This is a genomic window from Lactobacillus corticis, from assembly GCF_018327645.1.
Classification (GTDB): domain Bacteria; phylum Bacillota; class Bacilli; order Lactobacillales; family Lactobacillaceae; genus Lactobacillus; species Lactobacillus corticis.
This window is the reverse complement of the sequence record NZ_BMAY01000003.1, coordinates 74,299-95,322: the sequence shown is the minus strand read 5'-3', so window position 1 is coordinate 95,322 and position 21,024 is coordinate 74,299. Positions and strand designations below refer to the sequence as shown.

21 protein-coding genes and 1 pseudogene are annotated in these 21,024 nt (G+C 41.8%); 3 read left to right on the top strand and 19 right to left on the bottom strand.

The window, feature by feature from the left end; genetic code table 11:
• Positions 1 to 265 precede the first annotated feature (265 nt).
• The 14 genes and pseudogenes from dnaI to KI210_RS02695 all read right to left on the bottom strand — a co-directional run bounded on the left by dnaI (position 266) and on the right by KI210_RS02695 (position 14,134).
• A complete protein-coding gene (gene dnaI, locus KI210_RS02760) occupies positions 266 to 1,165 on the bottom strand; it encodes a primosomal protein DnaI (protein WP_212780365.1) in 900 nt (299 codons plus the stop codon).
• Positions 1,166 to 1,173: 8 nt separating this feature from the next.
• On the bottom strand, positions 1,174 to 2,544 hold the full coding sequence (locus KI210_RS02755; protein WP_212780364.1) for a DnaD domain protein: 1,371 nt from the start codon (positions 2,542 to 2,544) through the stop codon (positions 1,174 to 1,176).
• A gap of 2 nt (positions 2,545 to 2,546) precedes the next feature.
• Positions 2,547 to 3,035, bottom strand: coding sequence for a transcriptional regulator NrdR (nrdR, locus tag KI210_RS02750; protein ID WP_212780363.1), 489 nt, complete (start codon positions 3,033 to 3,035; stop codon positions 2,547 to 2,549).
• 2 nt (positions 3,036 to 3,037) lie between these two features.
• Positions 3,038 to 3,640: a dephospho-CoA kinase gene (gene coaE / locus KI210_RS02745; RefSeq protein WP_212780362.1), complete on the bottom strand. Its 603-nt coding sequence runs from the start codon at positions 3,638 to 3,640 to the stop codon at positions 3,038 to 3,040.
• On the bottom strand, positions 3,637 to 4,467 hold the full coding sequence (mutM, locus tag KI210_RS02740; protein WP_212780361.1) for a DNA-formamidopyrimidine glycosylase: 831 nt from the start codon (positions 4,465 to 4,467) through the stop codon (positions 3,637 to 3,639). Before mutM ends, coaE begins: the two co-directional genes overlap by 4 nt.
• Before the next feature lie 7 nt (positions 4,468 to 4,474).
• Entirely contained in the window at positions 4,475 to 7,120 is a 2,646-nt protein-coding gene (gene polA, locus KI210_RS02735; protein ID WP_212780360.1) for a DNA polymerase I, read from the bottom strand.
• Positions 7,121 to 7,319: 199 nt separating this feature from the next.
• Entirely contained in the window at positions 7,320 to 8,429 is a 1,110-nt protein-coding gene (locus tag KI210_RS02730; RefSeq protein ID WP_246487311.1) for an RNA-guided endonuclease InsQ/TnpB family protein, read from the bottom strand.
• Positions 8,410 to 8,924: pseudogene (locus KI210_RS02725) on the bottom strand (MerR family transcriptional regulator). The gene KI210_RS02730 and the pseudogene KI210_RS02725 overlap by 20 nt, the downstream one beginning before the upstream one ends.
• Before the next feature lie 160 nt (positions 8,925 to 9,084).
• Positions 9,085 to 10,395: a UDP-N-acetylmuramate--L-alanine ligase gene (gene murC, locus KI210_RS02720; RefSeq protein ID WP_212780359.1), complete on the bottom strand. Its 1,311-nt coding sequence runs from the start codon at positions 10,393 to 10,395 to the stop codon at positions 9,085 to 9,087.
• A 99-nt stretch (positions 10,396 to 10,494) separates the two neighbouring features.
• Positions 10,495 to 11,142: a YtpR family tRNA-binding protein gene (gene ytpR / locus KI210_RS02715; protein ID WP_212780358.1), complete on the bottom strand. Its 648-nt coding sequence runs from the start codon at positions 11,140 to 11,142 to the stop codon at positions 10,495 to 10,497.
• A gap of 19 nt (positions 11,143 to 11,161) precedes the next feature.
• Positions 11,162 to 11,482: a thioredoxin family protein gene (locus tag KI210_RS02710; protein WP_212780357.1), complete on the bottom strand. Its 321-nt coding sequence runs from the start codon at positions 11,480 to 11,482 to the stop codon at positions 11,162 to 11,164.
• 78 nt (positions 11,483 to 11,560) lie between these two features.
• Positions 11,561 to 12,211 (bottom strand): tRNA (guanosine(46)-N7)-methyltransferase TrmB, encoded by a 651-nt coding sequence (trmB, locus tag KI210_RS02705; RefSeq protein ID WP_212780356.1) that lies wholly within the window; start codon positions 12,209 to 12,211, stop codon positions 11,561 to 11,563.
• 8 nt (positions 12,212 to 12,219) lie between these two features.
• The gene (locus KI210_RS02700; RefSeq protein ID WP_212780355.1) at positions 12,220 to 13,401 is read right to left on the bottom strand and encodes an ABC transporter permease; all 1,182 of its coding nucleotides are present in this window, start codon (positions 13,399 to 13,401) and stop codon (positions 12,220 to 12,222) included.
• Positions 13,394 to 14,134, bottom strand: a complete 741-nt coding sequence (locus KI210_RS02695; protein WP_212780354.1) for an ABC transporter ATP-binding protein — start codon at positions 14,132 to 14,134, stop codon at positions 13,394 to 13,396. Before KI210_RS02695 ends, KI210_RS02700 begins: the two co-directional genes overlap by 8 nt.
• 88 nt (positions 14,135 to 14,222) lie before the next feature.
• Between KI210_RS02695 and KI210_RS02690 the strand changes: the two genes are divergently transcribed.
• From KI210_RS02690 to KI210_RS02680, 3 genes are all read left to right on the top strand, one after another.
• Positions 14,223 to 14,654 carry an HIT family protein gene (locus KI210_RS02690; protein WP_212780353.1) on the top strand — a complete coding sequence of 144 codons (432 nt, stop codon included), beginning with the start codon at positions 14,223 to 14,225 and terminating at the stop codon, positions 14,652 to 14,654.
• Between the two features lie 18 nt (positions 14,655 to 14,672).
• Entirely contained in the window at positions 14,673 to 14,966 is a 294-nt protein-coding gene (locus KI210_RS02685; protein ID WP_212780352.1) for a hypothetical protein, read from the top strand.
• A gap of 142 nt (positions 14,967 to 15,108) precedes the next feature.
• Positions 15,109 to 16,011: a peptidylprolyl isomerase PrsA gene (locus tag KI210_RS02680; protein WP_212780351.1), complete on the top strand. Its 903-nt coding sequence runs from the start codon at positions 15,109 to 15,111 to the stop codon at positions 16,009 to 16,011.
• A gap of 49 nt (positions 16,012 to 16,060) precedes the next feature.
• On the opposite strand, the gene KI210_RS02675 is transcribed toward KI210_RS02680, so the two are convergent.
• From KI210_RS02675 to KI210_RS02655, 5 genes are all read right to left on the bottom strand, one after another.
• Positions 16,061 to 16,372, bottom strand: a complete 312-nt coding sequence (locus tag KI210_RS02675) for a heavy metal-binding domain-containing protein (protein ID WP_212780350.1) — start codon at positions 16,370 to 16,372, stop codon at positions 16,061 to 16,063.
• A gap of 908 nt (positions 16,373 to 17,280) precedes the next feature.
• Positions 17,281 to 17,658: a diacylglycerol kinase family protein gene (locus KI210_RS02670; protein ID WP_212780349.1), complete on the bottom strand. Its 378-nt coding sequence runs from the start codon at positions 17,656 to 17,658 to the stop codon at positions 17,281 to 17,283.
• The gene (locus KI210_RS02665; protein ID WP_212780348.1) at positions 17,645 to 19,048 is read right to left on the bottom strand and encodes an MDR family MFS transporter; all 1,404 of its coding nucleotides are present in this window, start codon (positions 19,046 to 19,048) and stop codon (positions 17,645 to 17,647) included. Before KI210_RS02665 ends, KI210_RS02670 begins: the two co-directional genes overlap by 14 nt.
• On the bottom strand, positions 19,041 to 19,463 hold the full coding sequence (locus tag KI210_RS02660) for a MarR family winged helix-turn-helix transcriptional regulator (RefSeq protein WP_212780347.1): 423 nt from the start codon (positions 19,461 to 19,463) through the stop codon (positions 19,041 to 19,043). The genes KI210_RS02665 and KI210_RS02660 overlap by 8 nt, the downstream gene beginning before the upstream one ends.
• Before the next feature lie 583 nt (positions 19,464 to 20,046).
• Positions 20,047 to 21,024: a 3'-5' exoribonuclease YhaM family protein gene (locus KI210_RS02655; RefSeq protein WP_212780346.1), complete on the bottom strand. Its 978-nt coding sequence runs from the start codon at positions 21,022 to 21,024 to the stop codon at positions 20,047 to 20,049.

Below are 21,024 nucleotides of genomic sequence, written 5' to 3'. Positions count from 1 at the left end.
GCCCAGTACTACCAAACGATAGTACTGGGACGTTAATTAGCGTGGTTCCACCCAAAATTCAGACTAGGACGTCACTAGTCTCTCTACGGATCGATAACGGGATCCGGCCAAGAAAAAAATTTTAGGTTGATCAGGAGTGGGGCGCCAACCCGTGTCGGACTTCCAGAACTAGGTCCAACTCTCTGAGGAGGGGGCGTCATGTTCCTGATCTATGAATATTATTATAGAACTTCCTTTCACAGATGCAAGGTTTTCAGTTAAAAAATTAGCGTCTTCGGCGATTCTTGCCACCGACGGTGATTTCTTTAGCTAAATAGCGCACCCGTTCCATGATCCGCGCACCTTTTACCCGGTCATCCACGTCGCGGACTTGCGCAAAATGCCGCTCTAATTCTTCCATCGATAAATTCGAGGAAAAGAAAGTAGGCAAATCATTGTCCATCCGGTGCTGCAGAATTACTCCCAAGACATCATCTCGTGACCATTGACTTAGCGTCTCCGCCCCGATATCGTCTAGGATCAACAAATCACAAGTGCTCACGCGGTTGATTTCTTGGCTTAAACTATTGTCGCTAAAGTGGTCGGATAAACCAGCAATAAAAGTGGGCACGTGCAGGAAAATTACTTTCTTGCCTAGTCCGGCATAGCCATTAGCTAAACCCGCTAGAATGTAAGTCTTGCCCACGCCATAAGCGCCGCTGAGGTAAATTCCCTGCGGATGATCTCCTGCTTTAACTTTAGCCAAAAAATCACCCATTGCTCCTAAGGCTGCGATTCGGCTTTCGGTTTGGTCAATTTCATCAAGTTCAACATCCCTTAATTGTTTAGGCAAATCAATTAAAGTCACGTTTTTGCGTTTTTGAGCAGCATCTTCTTTAGCTTGCTGCTGACGCGTTTTTTTGTAGCGAACCGAAATCACGCCGTCGTTCATAAATAATTCGGGTTCATAACCAGCCAGCACCTTATCAGGATGACGACGCTGATTATAGAATTCGTACAAAACCGCCAAACTAGTTTTTTGTGCTTCTGGGGGAATTTCATCTTTATGAGCAGCCAAAAAATGTCGAATCTCTGGATCAGACTTCACCTCTTGCCAAAGTTGATCAACATTTCCTAAATCTTTGTCCTTTAAGACGCGCTTCAAAATGTCGCTGATTTTTTCCATCAAATCACCTACTTAGTTTTTTTCCGGCTAAATTCTTTAAAGATCTGATTCATTTTCTCTAAATCGACCTTAGTTTCTTGCTTAACCGGCTGCTTGGACCAATCTGTCCCTTCAATTACCTTCATTGGACGCTTGCGCGTATGCAGGTGGGCCATTTGCTCATTTCGCTTGTGCATGTACAAAAGAGCATCAACTGGACTAACTACTTGATTTTGCATCCAATCATTGGCCGTCTTTTCCACTAAGTTGCGATTCAAAGTTGAATTATCCATATCAACCAGCGCAGTGTGCAGCAAAAGATTAATCAGATTGTCGGCCATGCCCCATTGATCTTTTAAATCTTTGATAATGTAGCGCTCATTGGTCAAAACCTTGCCGCCCTTTTGTGCTCTTAGATGCTCTAAATAACGCATTGGCGCATAGCGATTTACTTCAACTAAGATTGCCCGGTCGGCTTCAGTCAGCCCTTTAACCTTGGCCAAGGCTGACTTTTGGGCCGCGCTTAAGCCGGCTTTTTCTTCAGGCTGCTTAAAATAGGCCTGCGTTCTTTGATCATTATGGACGCCGCGCCAATTTGCCAATAAGTCGCGTTTCACTGCCTGCATATCAATATGGTGTCCGCCTTTAAGCGTTGGCAATAATTCTTCCACCATTTCCGCTTCCGATAGGCCGTACAAATTCATCAAACTCGCCAGTTCAAACTTGTACTGCTTTAAATCATTTGGCGAGATTTGATTGCGATCAAACAAATCGGCCATCAGCTGCCAATCAACCTGATCCTGGTCAGCAACATTAGCTGGGGCTAGTTTTGCATCTTGATTGTCAATTGCTGCCTGCTGCACCTCATCCGAAGGCGTAATCGCTTCGGCTTCTGGCAAGGTGAACACTTCAAAAAAGCTCGCTGAAACCTCTTGATCAGTTTCAATTTTGCGCTGCTGACTCTTGGTGATTTGGGCGAATTCTTGGCTTAAAGTTTGAAAAGTTAAATCGCCAACTTTCTCGCGCAGCAAGCTGCTAAGCAAACTGGTCGCAAAAAATTCGCTGCTTGAAGGCACTTTTTGCAGACGAAAAACCAACAATTCCATGTGGATATTCTTGCTTAAAAAAGTGCGCACTAAACCTGTGGCCTCTAACTTGTGTAAAGCCGAAAACAGCTGCTCTAAACTACAATCCAACATTTCTTGTAGCTGATAGAGGGTATTGGTTTGGGCTAATAACTGGTCATAGCTATAATTCTGAATTAAAGTCTGGTACAGACTGACCGCCATTGCTCCGACAAGCGGCTGATAAAGTTTTGTCAAGACTTTCAAATCGCTAGGAAAAAGCGGCACCGTATTAGCTATGAAGTAATGCTTTTTCGGATCTGAGGTCTCATACATCACTACTTGTCCTCTCCTTTGTCGGCCTTTTCATTTTCGCGTTTGGCCATCATATCTTCCATCGTCTTCATGAAACTGGACATATCCTTGAATTCACGATAAATCGAAGCAAAACGAATATAGGCAACATCATCCAGTTCGGCCAAATCATCCATAACAAATTGTCCAATTTTCTTGGAAGAAATCTCGCTGACCCCTTCTTTACGGACTTTATTTTCAACGTCGTCCACCAATTTCTCAAACTGATCACTGGTAATCGGGCGTTTTTGGCCAGCCGCCACTACTCCATGCATAATCTTTTTGCGACTGAATGGTTCGCGCGTCCCATCATTTTTAATAACTAATAATGGCGTTGCTTCCACCCGCTCAAAAGTAGTAAAACGGTAACCACAATTTTCACATTCCCGCCGGCGACGAATCGCGCGGTTCTCATCGCTGGGACGAGAGTCGATTACTCTTGATGAATTTTGATGACAGTTTGGACATTCCATAACTAGGCCTCGCTTTCTAAATCCTCAAGTAACTGCGCTAATTTGCGCTCTAGATCTTTTATTGTACCAGTATTTTCGATGACATAATCAGCTTTTGCCACTTTTTCTGCTAAAGGCATTTGACTGGCTATTCTGGCTTCAGCTTGACCTTGACTTAGCCCATCTCGCGCCATCAGCCGCTCTATTTGCAATTGATGCGGCAAGCTAATTACCAACACCTTGTCACATAAGCGCTGACTGCCTGTTTCCAGCATTAGTGGGGCATCATAGATAACGATTTTTTTGCCAGCAGCACGGTAAGCAGCTAGTTCTGAACGAATTTCCGCTAAGATTAAGGGATGCGTCAATTCATTCAGTTTAGCCAAGGCTTGCGGGTTGCTAAAGACCAAATGCCCCAACTTTTTTCGGTTAATGGTTTGGTCCGGGTTGAGATAGGCACTTCCAAAATGAGCCAGTATTGCCTGCCAGCTGCTTTGGCCCGGTTCCATTAAGCGGTGGGCGATTTGGTCACTGTCCACCACGGGCAGTTTTTGCGCTTTAAAGTACTGATCGGCTACTGACTTGCCTGTAGCAATGCCGCCAGTTAATCCTAAAATAAAGGTCATAGATATTCCTTCTGACAATGAGGGCAAAAAGTCGTCCCTCGCCCGTTTACTTTAATTTTGGCAAATTTATGGCCACAACGCGGACACTCCTCGCCGCTATGACCATAAACCTGCAGTTTTGCTTGAAAGCCACCGGCGTGACCGTTGGCGTCCAAATAGGAGTGCACCGTGGTTCCACCCAAAGAAATAGCTTCTTGTAAAATTTCCTGGATTTGTTTATGCAGTTTTTTTACGCGCGAAACAGGGATTTTATCCGCTAGACTCAGCGGATGAATTTTGGCCCGCCATAAAACCTCATCAACATAAATATTTCCCAGACCACTAACGACAGTCTGATCGAGGAGCGTATTCTTGATATTTTTATGCTTCTTGGCCAAGGCTCGCACAAAGCCAGCGGCCGTAAAGCCCGGCGTTAAGGCGTCAGGCCCCAATTTGCCAATTCCCGTGCTGCTTTTTTCGCTGCCAGTCGCTACTAGCTGCATGCGTCCAAATTTGCGCACATCGTTGTAGCGCAAGGCCGTTCCATCCGTGAAAATAAATTCTACATGGTCGTGCTTATCCTTAGCTTCTTGCGGAACTGTCAAGCGATACTTTCCCTCCATCCGCAAATGCGAGACCAAAGTTAAGTGGTTAGACAAGCGAAATTCTAAAAATTTAGCTTCCCGGTCAATTGTCTCAATTTGCTCTCCCTTTAAGGCTGCAATAAATTCCTCAGGCGGGTTTTCAACAATTTTGGGATACCACAAAACGACTTTTTTGATGGTTTTTCCTTTAATCAGCGGCAAAAGCGTTCGCCTTACCGTTTCAACTTCTGGTAATTCTGGCATTCTTTACCTACTTTGCATCATACCAAGTATGACCATATCCAATATCAGCAATTAGCGGAACATCCAGCTTAACCGCATTCTGCATTACTTCCGGCACCAGTTTTTTAATAGTTTCCAGTTCTTCTTTAGGAACATCAAGAATCAATTCGTCATGAACCTGGAGGACTAATTTTGACTTAAGCTGCCGCTTTTCCAGCTCTTTTTCCAAATTGATCATCGCAATTTTGATGATATCGGCAGCTGAGCCTTGAATTGGAGAATTGATGGCTGTTCTTTCCGCAAACGATCTAACGTTAAAGTTCTTGGCGTTGATATCTGGCAAATAGCGTCTGCGGTGCATGATAGTTTCGGCATAGCCCTTTTCGCGCGCAACTTTAACTGCCTTATCCATATAGGTCTTGATTTGCGGATATTGGTCAAAATAACTAGTAATAAATTCTTTGGCCTGCTTCCGCGTTATTCCTAAGTTTTTGGACAAGCCATAGTCTGAAATGCCATATACAATCCCAAAATTAACTGCCTTGGCATGGCGCCGCTGCAGAGGCGTAACTTCTTCGGGACTCTTTAAATGGAAAATCCGCATGGCAGTATGAGCGTGAATGTCATACCCGGTCTTGAATGCCTCTTGCATGTTTTCATCCCCAGAAACATGAGCTAAAACCCGCAGTTCAACTTGCGAATAGTCACAACTGAAGATATAGCCATCCTTTTCGCTGGCCACGAAAGCCTTGCGAATCTGCTTGCCCTCATCCGTTCTGGTTGGGATATTTTGCAAATTAGGATCAACGCTAGACAAGCGGCCGGTTGCTGTTTGCGTTTGCAGATAGCGACTGTGGATGCGCCCATCAGTTTGAATCGTATCTAACAGCCCCTTAACGTAAGTCGATTGAATCTTGGAAATCTGCCGATACTCTAAAATCATGTTGACAATCGGGCTAGCGTTTTTTAATTGGTCCAAAACTTCGACGCTGGTTGAATACCCTGTCTTGGTCTTTTTGATTACCGGCAAGTGTAATTTTTCAAACAGAATCTGACCTAATTGTTTCGGTGAATTTAAATTAAAGCGTTCGCCGGCAGCTTGGTAAATCGAATCTTCCAATTGCGTCAATTTGGCCGAAAATTCGCTTTGCAGCTGCACTAAACTGCCAGGAACAACCTTCATCCCGATAATTTCCATTTTGGCTAAAACGAAAGCCAGAGGTTGTTCAATCTCGTCAAACAAGGCATCTTGCTCATGTTCTTTGAGTTTGGCCAGGAGTTGCTGCTTTAATTCGCCAATAACTGAAACTTTGCCGGCTAAGTGATTGAACAGCACCTCATCTTCGGGCACTGCCATCTTTTTACCCTTGCCATAGACTTCGAGGTCGGTTTTTACTTGATAATTGTCATACAGGTGCGCAATTTCGCCTAAATCATCTGAGTTATTTTCATTATTAATCAGGTATGAAGCCAGCAGCATGTCATAAGCAAAATTCTGTGGCGTCACGCCTAACCGGTGCAAACCAACATAAGTGCGCTTAATATCAAAAACATTCTTAACTAAATCCCCTGTCAAAAAGTCGACCAGGGGTGCTTCAGTTAGCAAAGCAACATCTTTAGAAACATATATTTGACCATTGGTCTTGATCGCAAAACCTACAAAATCGGCCAAGTGGTAATTTTCGCCCAACATTTCCAGGTAAAAATCACTTTCACCAGCTGGCTTAAAGTCCGCCAGATTTTTTTCAGTGAGCTCAATATAACCATAATTAACCTTGACCTGGTCATCCTCGCCGCCAGTTGCTAAACCAGCTAAAAAGCTCTTCATCCCCAGCCGTTCGTATAATCGGCGCAATTTGACAGGATCGCCCGTCCCTAGCTTGAGGTCAGGAATTGCTAGTTCAACAGGTGAATGGCGCTCAATCGTGGCCAATTTTTTCCCAAGTTCAGCCTTATCCCGGTCGTTTTGCAGATTTTCCTTCAGCTTCGAAGCTTTCATGTCATCCAAATGATCATAAACCCCTTCTAGCGAACCGTATTTGGCAATTAGGCGACTAGCCGTCTTGGGACCAACTTTCGTAACGCCTGGATAATTATCCGAATTGTCACCCATTAAGGCCTTGACGTCAATAAATTGGGTTGGAGTTACGCCGTACTCTTCCATCATATGTTCTGGCGTGTAGGCTTCGGTTTCGCCAACCCCATTTTTGGTAATCAAAACAGTTGTGGAGTCTGAAGCTAATTGGGTTAAATCGCGATCCCCGGTGTAGATCGTAACTTCCATCCCAGCCTCTTCAGCCATTAACGACATTGTCCCCACAATGTCATCGGCTTCATAATCATTTAGCTGGTATTGCTTAATTCCCAAATCCGTCAAAAGTTCTTGAATGACGGGAATTTGTTCCAGCAACTCGCTTGGGGTTTTTTGTCTGCCCCCCTTGTAATCTTGATACATTCTCGTTCTAAAGGTAGTCTTGCCGGCATCAAAAGCCACCAAACAATAGTCTGGTTGAACTTGCTTGAGAATTGCATCTAACATGTTTTTGAAGGAATAGATTGCGTTCGTGTGCAAACCATCCGGACTAATAAACTTATCAAGTTGACGGTATAAGGCATAAAAACCTCTAAAAGCTAATGAATTACCGTCAATCAGCAGCATTTTTTCTTTGGCCATACTAATCTGCTATATAAAATGTGAACAAATATAATCACAAATTAGATTTGATTATATTCGAGAAAGAATTATATAGTTTTTCCTTTCTTAATTTTATTTACTACCGTCTACATTAGTATTCCCATATCCTAACAAGAGGGTAATGACATTGACTAACTCTGATAGCCTAAGGGTGTAGCCCACCCCGTTAATTTTTACTTTATGCTAAAGCTAAAAGATTCTGAACTGCATTTTCATCACGATCCATAACTGCACCACATGCATAACAAATATATTCATTATGTTTAGTATGATGCAGCTTGTTGCCATCAAGACCAACTTTATCTGCGCCAGTCTTGATAAAGCCGCATTGAGAACACCGTTGGGTGCTAGGATAGAATCGATCTGCCAATCGCAATTCTTTGCCATACCATTGGCATTTATAAGTTAAAACCTGTCTGAAATAACCAAACAACGACCGTTGTAAACCTTTAGACGCAACATGGCTCATCTGCATTTGTTTCACTGCTAAATCTTCAATCACGACTTTGTCATAATCAGTAACCAGCTTAGTGGTAAACTTTTGAATAATATCATGCTGAATGTTGGCAACACGCCGATAATCACGCTGTAACTTGGCTCTCGTCTTAGCGTAATTATTCGATTGAGTTGCTTTCTTTCCATTGACAGAGCGCTTTATAGCTAACTGACGTTGATAATGCATAATGCGTTTATAGAGCTTCTTTAAATGATCGGGTAGAGTATTAATTTTGCCTTCGGTATAGTTAAAATGACCAACGTTAATATCAACCGCTGTTTTATTGCTGGTTTTATCTTTGCTGGCTATTTCAACTTCTAACGGTAAACTAGCCCAGTATTTACCATTTTCACGAAATACTGAAACAACTTTTAGATCACCCTTTAATGATTTTGCACCAGCCATTTTTATGTCAGCCCAATCATTAACACCGTAGGGTTTATCCAATCTCAATTTGCCATTAATAATTTTGGCACGATCAGTTTTAAAGCCCTGCCTAGGTGCTTTCTTAGATTTAAAATGGGGTTTGCCCCAGTCTGGTTGAGCTTTATCAAAGAAATTCTTCCAAGCTTTACCCAAATCGGAAATTGCCAGTTGTAAGCACCGTGCTGAAAGCGCATATTGCCAGTCGGCTTTCTCTGCTACTAGAATATTACGTACTTTTCTTTCACTAGGACGCAGTTTTTTGTTGTCCATAATTAGAGATTCGTCATACATATCATTCCATAAAGCCAGCCCTTGGTTCCAACAATAGCGACGATAGTCGCATAGTTCATCGAGATGCTTTTTCATCATCTGATTCGGATATAGTCTTACCTTCTCCGTGCGTATCACTTGTTTCACCACCTTTCAAAGTCTTATCAGCTACTAGCTTACGTTTATATTTTCGCAAACCGTATAGACGGCAAGAGAATACATGAATAATACTTACTAAATCAACTACTAATTCTTGATTAAGACTTGTATCTGGGTTGTTTATAACTACGATTATTGTGCCGTGTTGTTGGCATAGCTGTTCAAACCAGTCATATCCGAAACGAACAAAACGATCCTTATAAGTCGTCCTTTTGCCCGTAGGTAGAAACCCTAGCATAGGCTACTGTTTTGCGATCCTGTACATTTTCGGACATCCCAATATATTGCAAGTATTGTTCTTCTGTATAATATCTTCGATTGGTTGGTGTTCGATGAGCTTTTAGAATTCCTTTATTATCCCAACGTTGGAGAGTTAGCACTGTAATCCCCCAATTTTTCAGTCATATCTTTTGGCTTTAATATTTTAGACATAATACTCGCCCCACATTCTTCTTTCCGCGAGTCTTAAATCACATTTGATTACATTTAACTATATTTTGATTAACTGTTATCTCCTCCTTTATATTCCTTAAGCTCTATTTTACCAGCAAAAAAGCCCCAGCTTCAAATAGCTGAGACTTCGTTTGGATGTTTATAGCAATTTTTCAAAAGCAGTTTCATATTTTTGAATATCGCCAGCGCCCATGAAAACAATCACGCTATTTTCATTGGACTTTAAATCAGCAATATTGTTCAAATCGATGACTTCCGAGCCAGGAATTTTAGCTGTCAAATCACTGGCTGAAATGTCCCCGCTATTTTCTCTAGCAGAGCCAAAAATTGGCGTAACGTAGGCTTTATCAACCGTCTTGAGCAGTTTTTCAAATTCTGGTGCAAATTGTTTGGTTCTTGAATAAGTATGAGGCTGGAAAACTACCACGACTTTACGATCAGGGTACTTCTGCCGGGCAGCTTGAATGGTTGCCTTCATTTCGGTTGGGTGGTGGGCGTAGTCGTCAATAATCTTGTAATCGCCAAAATCCTTTTCGCTAAAACGCCGCTTGGCCCCTTGGTAGGTCAACAGGCCCGCCCGCAGCTTGTCCATCGGAATATCTTCTTTGTAAGCAACTGCAATAACCGCAGTGGTATTTAAAATATTGTGGTCACCAAACAAGTGAATCGTAAATTCGCCTAATTCTTTTCCTTGTGCCCGCACGCTAAAAGTAGAGCCAGTCGTGGTCTTGTGGATGTCATGAGCGACAAAATCGTCATCTTCCTTAAAACCATAAGTGTATTTTGGAGCCTTGGTGGTAATAGCTTTAAGATGTGGATCATCGCCCCACACGAACAGGCCTTTGCTCGTTTGGTCGGCAGCTTGTTGGAAGGCCAAAGCATAATCATCTGGATCCTTAAAGTAATCTGGGTGATCAAAATCAACGTTGGTCATAATTTGATAGTCTGGATGGTAGGCCAGGAAGTGGCGCCGATATTCGTCAGCTTCATAAACAAAGAAGCGGGAATCTTTTACGCCTTTCCCCATCCCGTCACCGATCAAAAAGCTGGTTGGGGCAACTTCACCCAAAACATGTGCCAAAAGCCCAGTGGTTGAAGTCTTGCCATGAGATCCAGAAACGCCAATGCTGGTGTGTTGGGCAATAACTTCTTGTACCGTGTCTGGGTAACTTTGCCACTCAACGCCTTTAGCTAGGCAAGCTGCAACTTCAACATTTTCATTCTTAAAAGCATTGCCCTTAACAATAATTTGTCCCGACGTCTTGATATTATCAGCATTAAAGCTGGTGACTTTAATTCCAGCTGCTTCAAGCGGATCTTGGGTAAAAGTATGTTTTTCAATATCTGAACCGGCAACTTCAAAACCAAGATCATGTAAAATCAGGGCCAGGGATGCCATCCCCGTACCTTTAATCCCTATAAACCAATATTGTTTTGTTTTATCTAACATAATTGAATCTCCATAAATTAACCTGCTTTCAATGATACCATTTTCTGCAAGAAAAAAGACCTATCAATTGTGATAAGTCTTTTAAGATTTGCTGCTATTTTACAGGGTAATTACGCCACTAGCCAAAAGTTCATCGCATTTTGCCGGTTCAAATTCAGCCCCAACTTGGAATTCATCTGGAACTACCATGATTCCACGTTTTTGTGGTGCGTGAGCCAGACCCAATTCTCTAGCCGAACAAATCATTCCATAAGAATCAACGCCGCGCAATTCACCTGGCCAGATTTGTTGACCATTTGGCATTAAGGTTCCTGGCAAAGCTGCAACTACCTTTTGCCCAGCTGCAATGTTAGGTGCACCACACACAATTTGCACATCATGCCCTAAGCCGGCATCAATGGTGGTAACGTGCAAGTGGTCAGAATCTGGGTGCTTTTCACAGGTTTTAACGTAAGCGTAAACCAAAGTTGGCTTGCCATATGCTAATTTATCGTTAAAGCCAGCGGCAGCTAAAGCGTTGTTTAATTTTGCCAAATCGTCATCAGACAACTTTACTTGCCCATTTGGCAGCTTTTCATAATCGATTACTTGATCAACGTTAAAAAAGTTGAATCCGGTCAGCTTGCCCTGACTATCGGTAACCCGGGTAATATCGCCTTTTTCTTCATATTCGCTGCGACCTTCGCCTTGGTCCAAAATGACGATCAGGGTGTTGGGATAGCTGGTTTTATTAATGCTGGTAATCATATAATCTTGTCTCCTCTAACTAGTCAACTGAACGCAAGAAATCTTCAACTTCCTGTTTAGTCTTGCGATCACCATTAACTAGTCTACCAATTTCTTGGCCATCTTGGTAGACAACAAATGAAGGAATCCCCAAAATATTCATTTCTTTGGCAAGATCAATTGAACCGTCGCGGTCAATTTTGTAAAAAGTACTGTCCGCAAAATCTGCTTCAATTTGCGGTAAAAACGGATCAAGAAAACGGCAATCTGGGCACCAATCGGCTGAAAATTCTAAGACGGTGCGGCCGCTTTTGGTAATTTCTTCCAATTTGCTTTGATTCAATTCCTTAATCAATTCCATAAGTCTCACTCCTTAACTTACTTTTTGTTAGTGATAATTTTATTTTACTCAGCCTGGTCAAAAAAGCAAGAGCTTTGCTTAAAAATGTGCGTGCAAGGCATAAATGGGATTGCCCTTAGCAGCAAACTTATGTTCGTACTCAGTTTCAATGTTGTTAGCCACGATTTCTGGCGCTTCGTGATGCAAATCAACACTGACAAAGTCAAAATGCATCCCATAATTATTTAAGCTCATCAATGAATAGCTAAATAGCCCCGCGTTATCGGTTTTAAATTCAATGTGCCCGGTTTCCTTTAAAACATTTTGATAGGTCTGTAAAAATGATTTATAGGTCAGGCGCCGTTTTTCGTGTCTGGTCTTCGGCCAAGGATCGCTAAAGTTCAAATAAAGCACATCGGCAGCATGCTGCGGGAAAAAGCTGTCAAGCAAAGCCGCATCGCCCCGCAAGATCTGCAAATTATCCAGTCCTTCTGCTAATTTGGTGCGCAGGATAATCCCAGCTGCCGTAGTTTGTAATTCGACGGCAACGTAATTAATTTCGGGATGCTGCTTAGCCTTAGTGATGATGAAATTGCCTTTTCCAGAACCCACTTCAATTTCTAACGGCTGATCAGGTTTAGCAAACCGGCTATGCCAATCAATCGCCTTTCCTGGATCCGGATCTTGCAAGACGCTTTCAGGATGGTTATTAACCAATTCGACTGCCCAAGGTTTGTTTCTTAAACGCATAAATATTTTTACTCCATATCTTTAACTTTTAATGGCAAATATAGCCTTACCAGCAAGTTAACCCAGACTAGCAGCAAGAAGCTGTTAGCAGCTAACTTTAAATTAAGCGGTCCCATTACGAGCCAGCCCAGCACTATCAATAGCCATTGCAAATTCATAGCTAGATTCAGGACTTTGATTAAGTCCTTGCCTCGCCCTTTTTTACTGATGGGACTAACAACATACATCAGATTATCATCAAATTCATTTCCAAGTGGCAAAAGTTGATAGATTGTCAAAAAACTCACCAAGGCACATAGACCCAGGGTCCAAGTTCCTTCTCCCACCAGGACTGAAATTAGCCACGCAAACACCGTCATCCGTACAAACAAGTTAAGATAGTCAGGGTTGCGCAATAAGCTTCGCCGATATAAAAAGCTATTTGCATGTTCTTTGCCTAAAGTCTTCGGCAAGAGGAAATCCAAATACTTCCGCCGACGAATATTGATAGTTTTTTCTTGCACGTCGGTAAACATCGAAAAGATTGTGTAAATGACATTTTTTCGACTAATTTCCAAATCAACTGCACGATTCCAGTCAAAACCGCTCTTGGGCAATTTATAGGCAAAGGCAAAAAACAGGGCAACCACGGCATAAACGACTATGCCAAAGGAATAATAGCTAGACAGCAATAAGCCTGCCAAGTCGCATAAATGCCAGTCAGTATAGCTTTTTCCAAAGTATAGCTGGCCGCTCTCAAACCGCAAACGACCATATTTCGCAACCAGCATTACCAAAACTAGGGCTATATAATTCCAGCCCTTAAGCTGAACCTTTAAAAGCGCAAAGGGCCACATTATCCCGGCTGCTAGCAAGATTAAAAGCGTCGGCAATAACATTGAATAGCGTCGCATAATCTGCAAATAGCCCTTCATTGCCCGATCTTGCGGCAGCAAAAACTGCTTATCGGCTGCTTTCAAAAGCGTCGCTAGGCGGCCGGTTAAAGTAGGCAGCCATAAAACTATAGCCAAAGTCAACGGATAATACCAACGCTTGGGCGGCAAACTTTTTAAAGTCTGGGCATACCAATACATTAAAGCACCGAATAAGAAAATTAAGGCCAGGACAAAAAAGTCATTAAAAACCAGTCGCAAATATTTCAAAGACTGTTTGAAATTAGCGTTTAATCTTTGATGCGCCAGCTTATTCATGCTGCTCCTCCTGATACAGCATTTGGTATAAACGATCAAACGAGTCGCTGTCTTTTAGACCATAATGCTGTCTTATCTCACTTAAACTGCCAATGATTTCAATGGTGCCGCGATTCAAAACCGCATACTGCGATACCGCCTGTTGCGCATCTGCCAGAACATGAGTGGTCATTAGGACCATTTTGCCTTGGCTTAAGGCCTCTTTGATTAAATCCAGCAGGTTAGTTACCGCTAACGGATCCAAGCCGGTAAAGGGTTCGTCAATCACCAGCAATTGAGCATCAGCCAGAAAAGCGGAAACGATCATCACCTTTTGCTTCATCCCTTTGGAAAAATGAATTGGCAGCCAATCCAGCTTATCATCCAGACGAAACATTTTTAACAAGCGGCGAGCTCGTTCCCAAGCTGCTTCTGTCGGTAAATCATAGCTCAGCATAGTGAGTTCCAAATGCTCTTTTAGGGTTAGTTCGGGATATAAAATTGGCGTTTCTGGTATATAAGCAACTTGGCGTTTGAATTCAGTTGGCTGCTCGGCGAGCGATAAACCTGCTAGTTCAATTTTTCCAGCTTGGGGGCGCAGCAATCCTAAAATATGTTTAATCGTCGTTGACTTGCCGGCGCCATTAAGACCGATCAAGCCTAGTGCTTGGCCCTCTTCAATACTGAAATTTAAATTCTTAATGACTGGGATCCCGGTGTATCCGCCAGTAAGATTCGTAATTTTCAGGCTCATAACTTCCTCCTTCTACTGCTTTAAACTAATTTCTATGATAGCATGAAGATGATTGCAAACTAAAGTGACAAGATACGAGGTTTTTAATATGGAACAATTAAAAGACGACTGTCTATTTTGTAAAATTATTCGCGGTGAAATTCCAAGTTATAAAGTTTTTGAAAATGATGATGTTTTAGCCTTTCTGGATATCTCCCAAGTCAATCCTGGCCATGTCCTGATGGTTCCCAAAAAGCACCTAACCAATCTGTTTGATTATACCGCCCAAGATGCGCAACAATACTTGCAATATATCCCCATGCTGGCAAATGCGATCCTCAAGAGCGATGAGCGGTTTGAAGGGATGAATATTTCAACCAATAATGGTGAAGTAGCCGGTCAAGTGGTAATGCACTCCCATATTCACTTCATCCCCCGCTTTACTGGCGATGGGTTAAAACTATTTACCCGTAATAATGCGGATAAATATGATGAAGCCAAATATCAGGCTGTTTGTGACAAAATCAAGGCCAATCTTTAATTAAGGCAGGAAAAAGCAATGAAGCATTTTACTTTCGGATTAGGTATCGGTTTGGCGGCAGGGTTTGTCCTCTCATTGCTGCGCGATGAGGATGATAAGCGCCTTAAAGACCGAATTAAAGAAGAAGCAACGGGTTTTAAAGCAGAAGCCAGTGACTTATCCCGCGGCCTTAAAAACGCGCAAGCTGCAGCAAGCGATTTGCAAAAAGAGCTCCCAGCTGCCAGTGCCGCCATGGAAGAAGTTGCTGATGAAGTTGCTAACTTTAAGAAAACAACCGATTTTCCAACTAATAAAGACCAAATTGATCAATAACCAATCGAATTTTTTAAGCACTAAGAAAACGTAAAAAAAGCTTGAATTTTCTGTGAATATTAACCTATCCACAACAATCTAGCTTAATTTATGGTATATTAATTCTCGGTTACCAATTTTAGAATGTGGAGAGATTCAATTTATGAAGTTTAATTTCAAGAGAGTTGCTGCGGTTGCAGTGACTGCTGGTTTAGCTTTGACCTTAGCTGCTTGTTCAAATGACAGCAAGACTGTTGTTTCTTACAAGGGTGGTAAGATTACCCAACAGCAATACTACGATGAAATGAAGTCATCATCATCTGGTAAGTCAACTTTAGCCAACATGATCATCAGCAAGACTTTGGAACAACAATACGGTTCAAAGGTTTCGCAAAAGAAGGTTAACAAGGAATACAACACTTACAAGAAGCAATATGGCTCATCCTTCAGCTCAATCTTAAGTGCTAACGGTTTGACTACTAAGACTTTCAAGGAAAATCTTCGGACCAACATGCTTTCAGAAGCTGCTTTGAAGGATATTAAGAAAGTTTCTACCAAGCAAGAAAAGAAATGGTGGGCTTCATACCAACCAAAGATTACTGTTCAACATATCTTGGTTTCAAAGAAGTCAACAGCTGAAACGGTTATTAAGCAATTGAAGAAGGGTACTAGCTTCAAGACCTTAGCCAAGAAGTACTCAATTGATACTACCACCAAGAACAAGGCTGGTAAGTTAAGTGCTTTTGACTCAACTGACACCTCATTATCATCAGCCTTCAAGAAGGCTGCTTGGAAACTTGACGAAGGTGAATACACTACTACCCCAGTCAAGACTTCATCTGGTTATGAAGTAATCAAGGTGATCAACAAGACCAAGAAAGGTAGCTTCAAGGATCACAAGGCATTCATCGATAAGCAATTATATGCTGAAATGGCCCAAAGCACTTCAACTATGAAGAGCGTAATTGCAACTGTCCTTAAGCGGGCTAATGTTAAGATCAAGGATAACGACTTGAAGAACGTTTTGAGTTCATACATCTCAAGCTCATCTTCATCAAGCAACTAATCCTAACAAAAAAAGTCGGTTCAAACCGACTTTTTTTGTTGCTTAAATTTTAAAGATATTTAACTGCTGTCCCATAGGCAACCACTGATTGCATATCGTCAGCAATCGAACCCGAGTCAAAGCGCATCATTACGATTGCATCAGCTCCCTTGGCTTCAGCTTCTTTAATCATCCGGTCAATTGCTTCTTTTCTAGAAGTTTGCAGCATTTTAGTGTAGGCTTTTATTTCGCCACCAACGATGCTTTTTAAACCTGAAAGCATATCACTGGCAACGTTCCGAGATTGGGTAGTTACTCCAAAAACCTCACCTAAAACTTCAAATTCTTTTCCTGGAATATTATTAGTCGTGACAACTAACATAAGCGTCCTCCTTCATATAGGTAACATAGTTTGCTTAATTATACCTGCTATCTTTCTGGTTTCCTAGGCTCTTTGGAAAAAATTAAAAATCGACCAGTCAAATTTGACTGATCGATTAATTCGGCACAGCAACACACTGTACCTTATGCTGAGATAGATTTATTTTACAACTAGTAAGCTTAAATTACTAGCCGTAGTTACGAAAAAATAAATCATTTTCATTCTTAGAGTGAGCATTTACGAGTATAGCAAAAAAATTAGCCAAGTGCAAAAGCGGCCTTTTTTAAAATAACGATTCTTTTATAATTGATAAGTATTTAATTATAAATTACTATGCAGAAGCAGACACCTAATAAAATAATTGCTTGTTACGATCATAACTAAACGATTATTAACTATTATATTGCCCTTTCATTGAGCATTTTATTATGTTCCAGACATGCTTGATGCTATACTAAAAGTGCGGAGAGGAATAACACGTGGTCTAATCAAACCCAAGTGAGGGTGCATTCTATTTAACACTATTTCATTTTTCATCAGTAAAAGCAGTAAACACGTGCTGCCTCGGCCGCGCTTGGTTGATCTTGTTGATGCCATTGAGGTTAAGAAATAGGTTGAACATATAAACTCCTAACCAAAAACTCCTATTAATCCAAAGGAAATAGCACAATCCCCAAGCGCTTACCCTGAGGTGTCACCAACGCACCTTTTTTCCAAATTATAACAATACTCATGGTTACCCCTTTAATTCACCATGATACAACTACCTCTAGAATTTCTATTCACGCAACTACACTAGCACAACCGAAATTCTCCATATTCCCTAGCGAGCAGAAAACTTCGATTCTGCAGCAAATCATGGCAAAGGCAAGATCTACTCTTGATCCCATCAAATGATGGGGTCTTTTTTAGTGCAAAAAATTTTCCAGATATGGCCAAAAGATAATCAACCCAATAATTGCGCTGGCTAAAGCAGTTAGCGTAACGGCTCCAGCAGCAATATCTTTAGCTTTTTTGGCCTGAAGATCATACTTATCCCCTACTACTAGATCTACCACGGTCTCAATTGCCGTATTTACCAGTTCCATAATTAAGACACTAAAAATGGCTAAGATCAGCCACAGCCAGTCTTGAGCGGTAATTTTTAGCAGCCAACCTGCAACTAGGACTAGCAAAGCAGCTGACAAATGGATGCGAAAATTGCGCTCCTGCCTGATTGCGCCCCAAATTCCGGTCCATGCGACCTTGAAGGCGGAGCGTAAATTGGGATTTTTATATGGCTTCATTGTTTTTCCTCGTCCTACCAGCAAATTTTGCTAAGAGCACCCATACGATTAACATTACCACCAAGAGCAAATAAAATGCATGCTGGCTGCCAATTGTGGTGCTGTGAGCCCCTTTATTGCCAAACTGTTGCTGACTCAAACCCACAATCGCAGATGCCGTTGAGGTCCCCACAGAACCGGCAAATTGCTGGATTGTATTTAAAATTGCGTTTCCTTGAGCACTTTGAGCTTGTGGGAGCAGCGCCTGGGCATTCGCCATCAAATTGGCCAAATCCAGCCCCATTCCTCCCATATAAAACAAGTAAATCACTAGTAGTTCCCAATTTTCAAGGTCAGCAATCAAAATATTAAATAAAACTACTCCCAAAACCATTGAACTGATCCCTACCATGATGGGAATTCTCGCGCCATAACGATCATATAAATTGCCACCTAACGGGGCCATGATGCTTCCCAAAACTCCCGCCGGCAAAACCAATAAACCAGCCGTCAAGGCACTTGAACCGTTTACTAATTGAGCATAATTCGGCAACAGAAAGCCTAAACTGAGACTAGTCATCTGAATACCGAAGAAGGCTATACATAAGGCAGAAAAACTTTTATTTTTAAACAAACGTACGTTAATTAGCGGGTCTTCCATCTGCAAAGAACGTTTGACAAAAATCGTGCCGCTAAGCAGGCCAAATAAAATGCTTCCCAACACATTCAAAGAAACCAGCTGGCCGCTAGCTAGATTGCTAAAGCCCCAAACCAGGGCCATAAAAGTTAGGGCTAGGCTAATGGCACTGAGCGGATCAAGTTCAAAGGCCTGGAGCCGACCTGCCTGAGTAATTCCCCATAGCCCCAAAAGCAATGATCCAACTAAAATCGGCAACAAAATATAAAAGATCCAGCGCCAATTCAAATAACTAATTATCAGACCGCCAAAGGTGGGGCCAATTGCTGGCGCCACCCCAGTGATTAGATTGGCGATCCCCATCATGGTTCCAACTTTTGACTTGGGAACTTGTTCCATAATAATGTTAAACATTAACGGTAAGGCAATCCCGGTACCTATTCCTTGGATCATGCGCCCCAATAAGAGCAAACTGAAATTAGGAGCTAGGGCATCAAGCACTACACCAATAATAAAGCAGGAAATGGCCGTAAGAAAAAGCCGGCGCGTAGAAAAACTTCGCTTTAGGCTAGCCGAAAATGGAACAATTACCGCAATAATTAACAGATAGCTGGACGTCATCCATTGAACAGTACTGGTATTAACCTTAAACTCTTGCATCAGGGTTGGAAAAGCAATATTGATTGCCGTTTCCACAATTACGCCGCTAAATGACATTAAACCGGTAGCAACTACAGCGGCTAGAACTTTCTTGGGAACTTTCTCATTAGTCATTAAATTCGCCTCGCGAAATAATATATGATAAAACTTTTCTAGTTGCAGTCAATTCAGCGCTTGAAAATTTTGCCTCTAGCTGCGCTTCATCTTGCTTGATAAATTGCGCGATCGGCTCAGCTAATTTTTTGCCCTTGTCGGTCATAGTTAGTATTTTCATGCGTTTATCGTTAGGACTGGTTATTTGCTGCACTAGTCCCTGGTCAATCATCTTGCTGACTAAAATTGAAGTGGTTGAGCGTTTAATCCCTAAATCCGCCTCAATTTGGCGTTGGGTCGTTTGTCCACCATGATCATGCAGACAATCTAACATAATCATTTGCGACACTGACAGCCCGATTTGTTTGCCTACCGCAATAAATCCTTCGTCGGTCGCAAAAGCAGCTTTGCGTGCCAATTTTTTGATAGCTTCCATATTTCCTTCTTTCTATTTTGTTTGTCAACAAACATTATTATAGTTTTGTTTTAGCAAAAGTCAAAAAGGCCAAATCTTTTTATTAAAGAACATTTTGTAATCGAACACTAAACAATAATGATTAAGTTTATTAGTACACTATATAACGTGCACGTTTTCGGTAATCTTTAAATAACGCCTTAGATGTTTTTATTTAAAAATGCCCTTTAATTCTGCTTAGTCAAACATTTTTTTACCGCTCGTTCATTGCACATCAATTAGTTTCTTGATAATATAGTTCTGGGCCTCGTTGGCTCTTATTCTTTACATTACAAAGGGGCTGGCGCTTTTGCCGGCCTCTTTGGTTAAAGCATAAAATTTTCAATCCTTACGTGAAAAAACATACTTTCAAGTAAGTGACCTTCCTATTCAATAACTAATCCCAAAAAATAGGAATAACTAGTACTGCAGATCTCCTGCAGTACTTTTTTTATGGCGCAAAATAAAAAAACTGTCATGTTTCGCTTTCTCAAGCGAAACATAACAGTCTTATTTGCTTCTTACTCCAGCCATATTGTACGCCATTTTATTACAAATCACAATCTTAACCTAATTTAGGGCTTTGATCTAATGGCAAGTCCTTGATAGGCCGATAGTAACGGCGACCATTTTGACTATTAACAGGCTCGGTAAATTGACCCGGCTTAGTATTCTGTAAATTCTTGGTAATTGCATATACAGCAGCATCAAGATCATCAATTCGGTGCAGCAGCTCAGCTTCCAGAATTGCTGGCTGCTTAGGCGAACCATATTCCAACTGACCATGATGACTTAGCACTAGATGTCGCAACAATAATAGATCTTCACTCGTCAGATCCAACTGTAATTGTTGGGCAGCTAGCATTACCTGTTCATCGATCAATACTAAATGCCCAATTAAGTTTCCTTCACTAGTATAAGAAGTCACCGTTGGACCAGATAATTCCAAGACTTTGCCAAGATCGTGCAGGATGCAGCCCGCATACAAAAGGCTGCGATTAACCTGCGGATAATTGCCCGCAATTGCTCGGGCATCCTTTAACATCGTCAAAGTGTGCAAAGCCAGGCCGCCTTTAATTGCATGATGATTTGTCTTGCCAGCTGGATAGGTGTAAAAGCGCTCATGCCACTTTTTTAATAAAAAAGTTACCACTTGTTGCCAAACGACATTATCAATTCTTTTGACAAATCGCTGAATTTCGCCTTCCATTTCTTGCGGGGTTACGGGACTAGCGGCAGTAAATTCCGCTAAATCTCCCGCTTCCGTTGGTTTAATCGGCCTTATGCTAAACAGCTTGATTTGCAAGTGACCTTGATAATCTTCCAGCTTGCCATTCACTTGTGCCAAGGTTCCAGCTTTTAAGCGTTCAGCATCGAGCGGACTAGCATCCCAATAATTGCTGCGCACTTCTCCTGAGGCATCTCCTAACCGCAAGGCAAGATAGGATTGCCCCCGTTTGCCCTGACGCAATTGTGAATATTTTATCTGCAAAACCTGATCAAATTCTTCATTCTCGTTATAGTCAAACAAATGTTTTAGCAT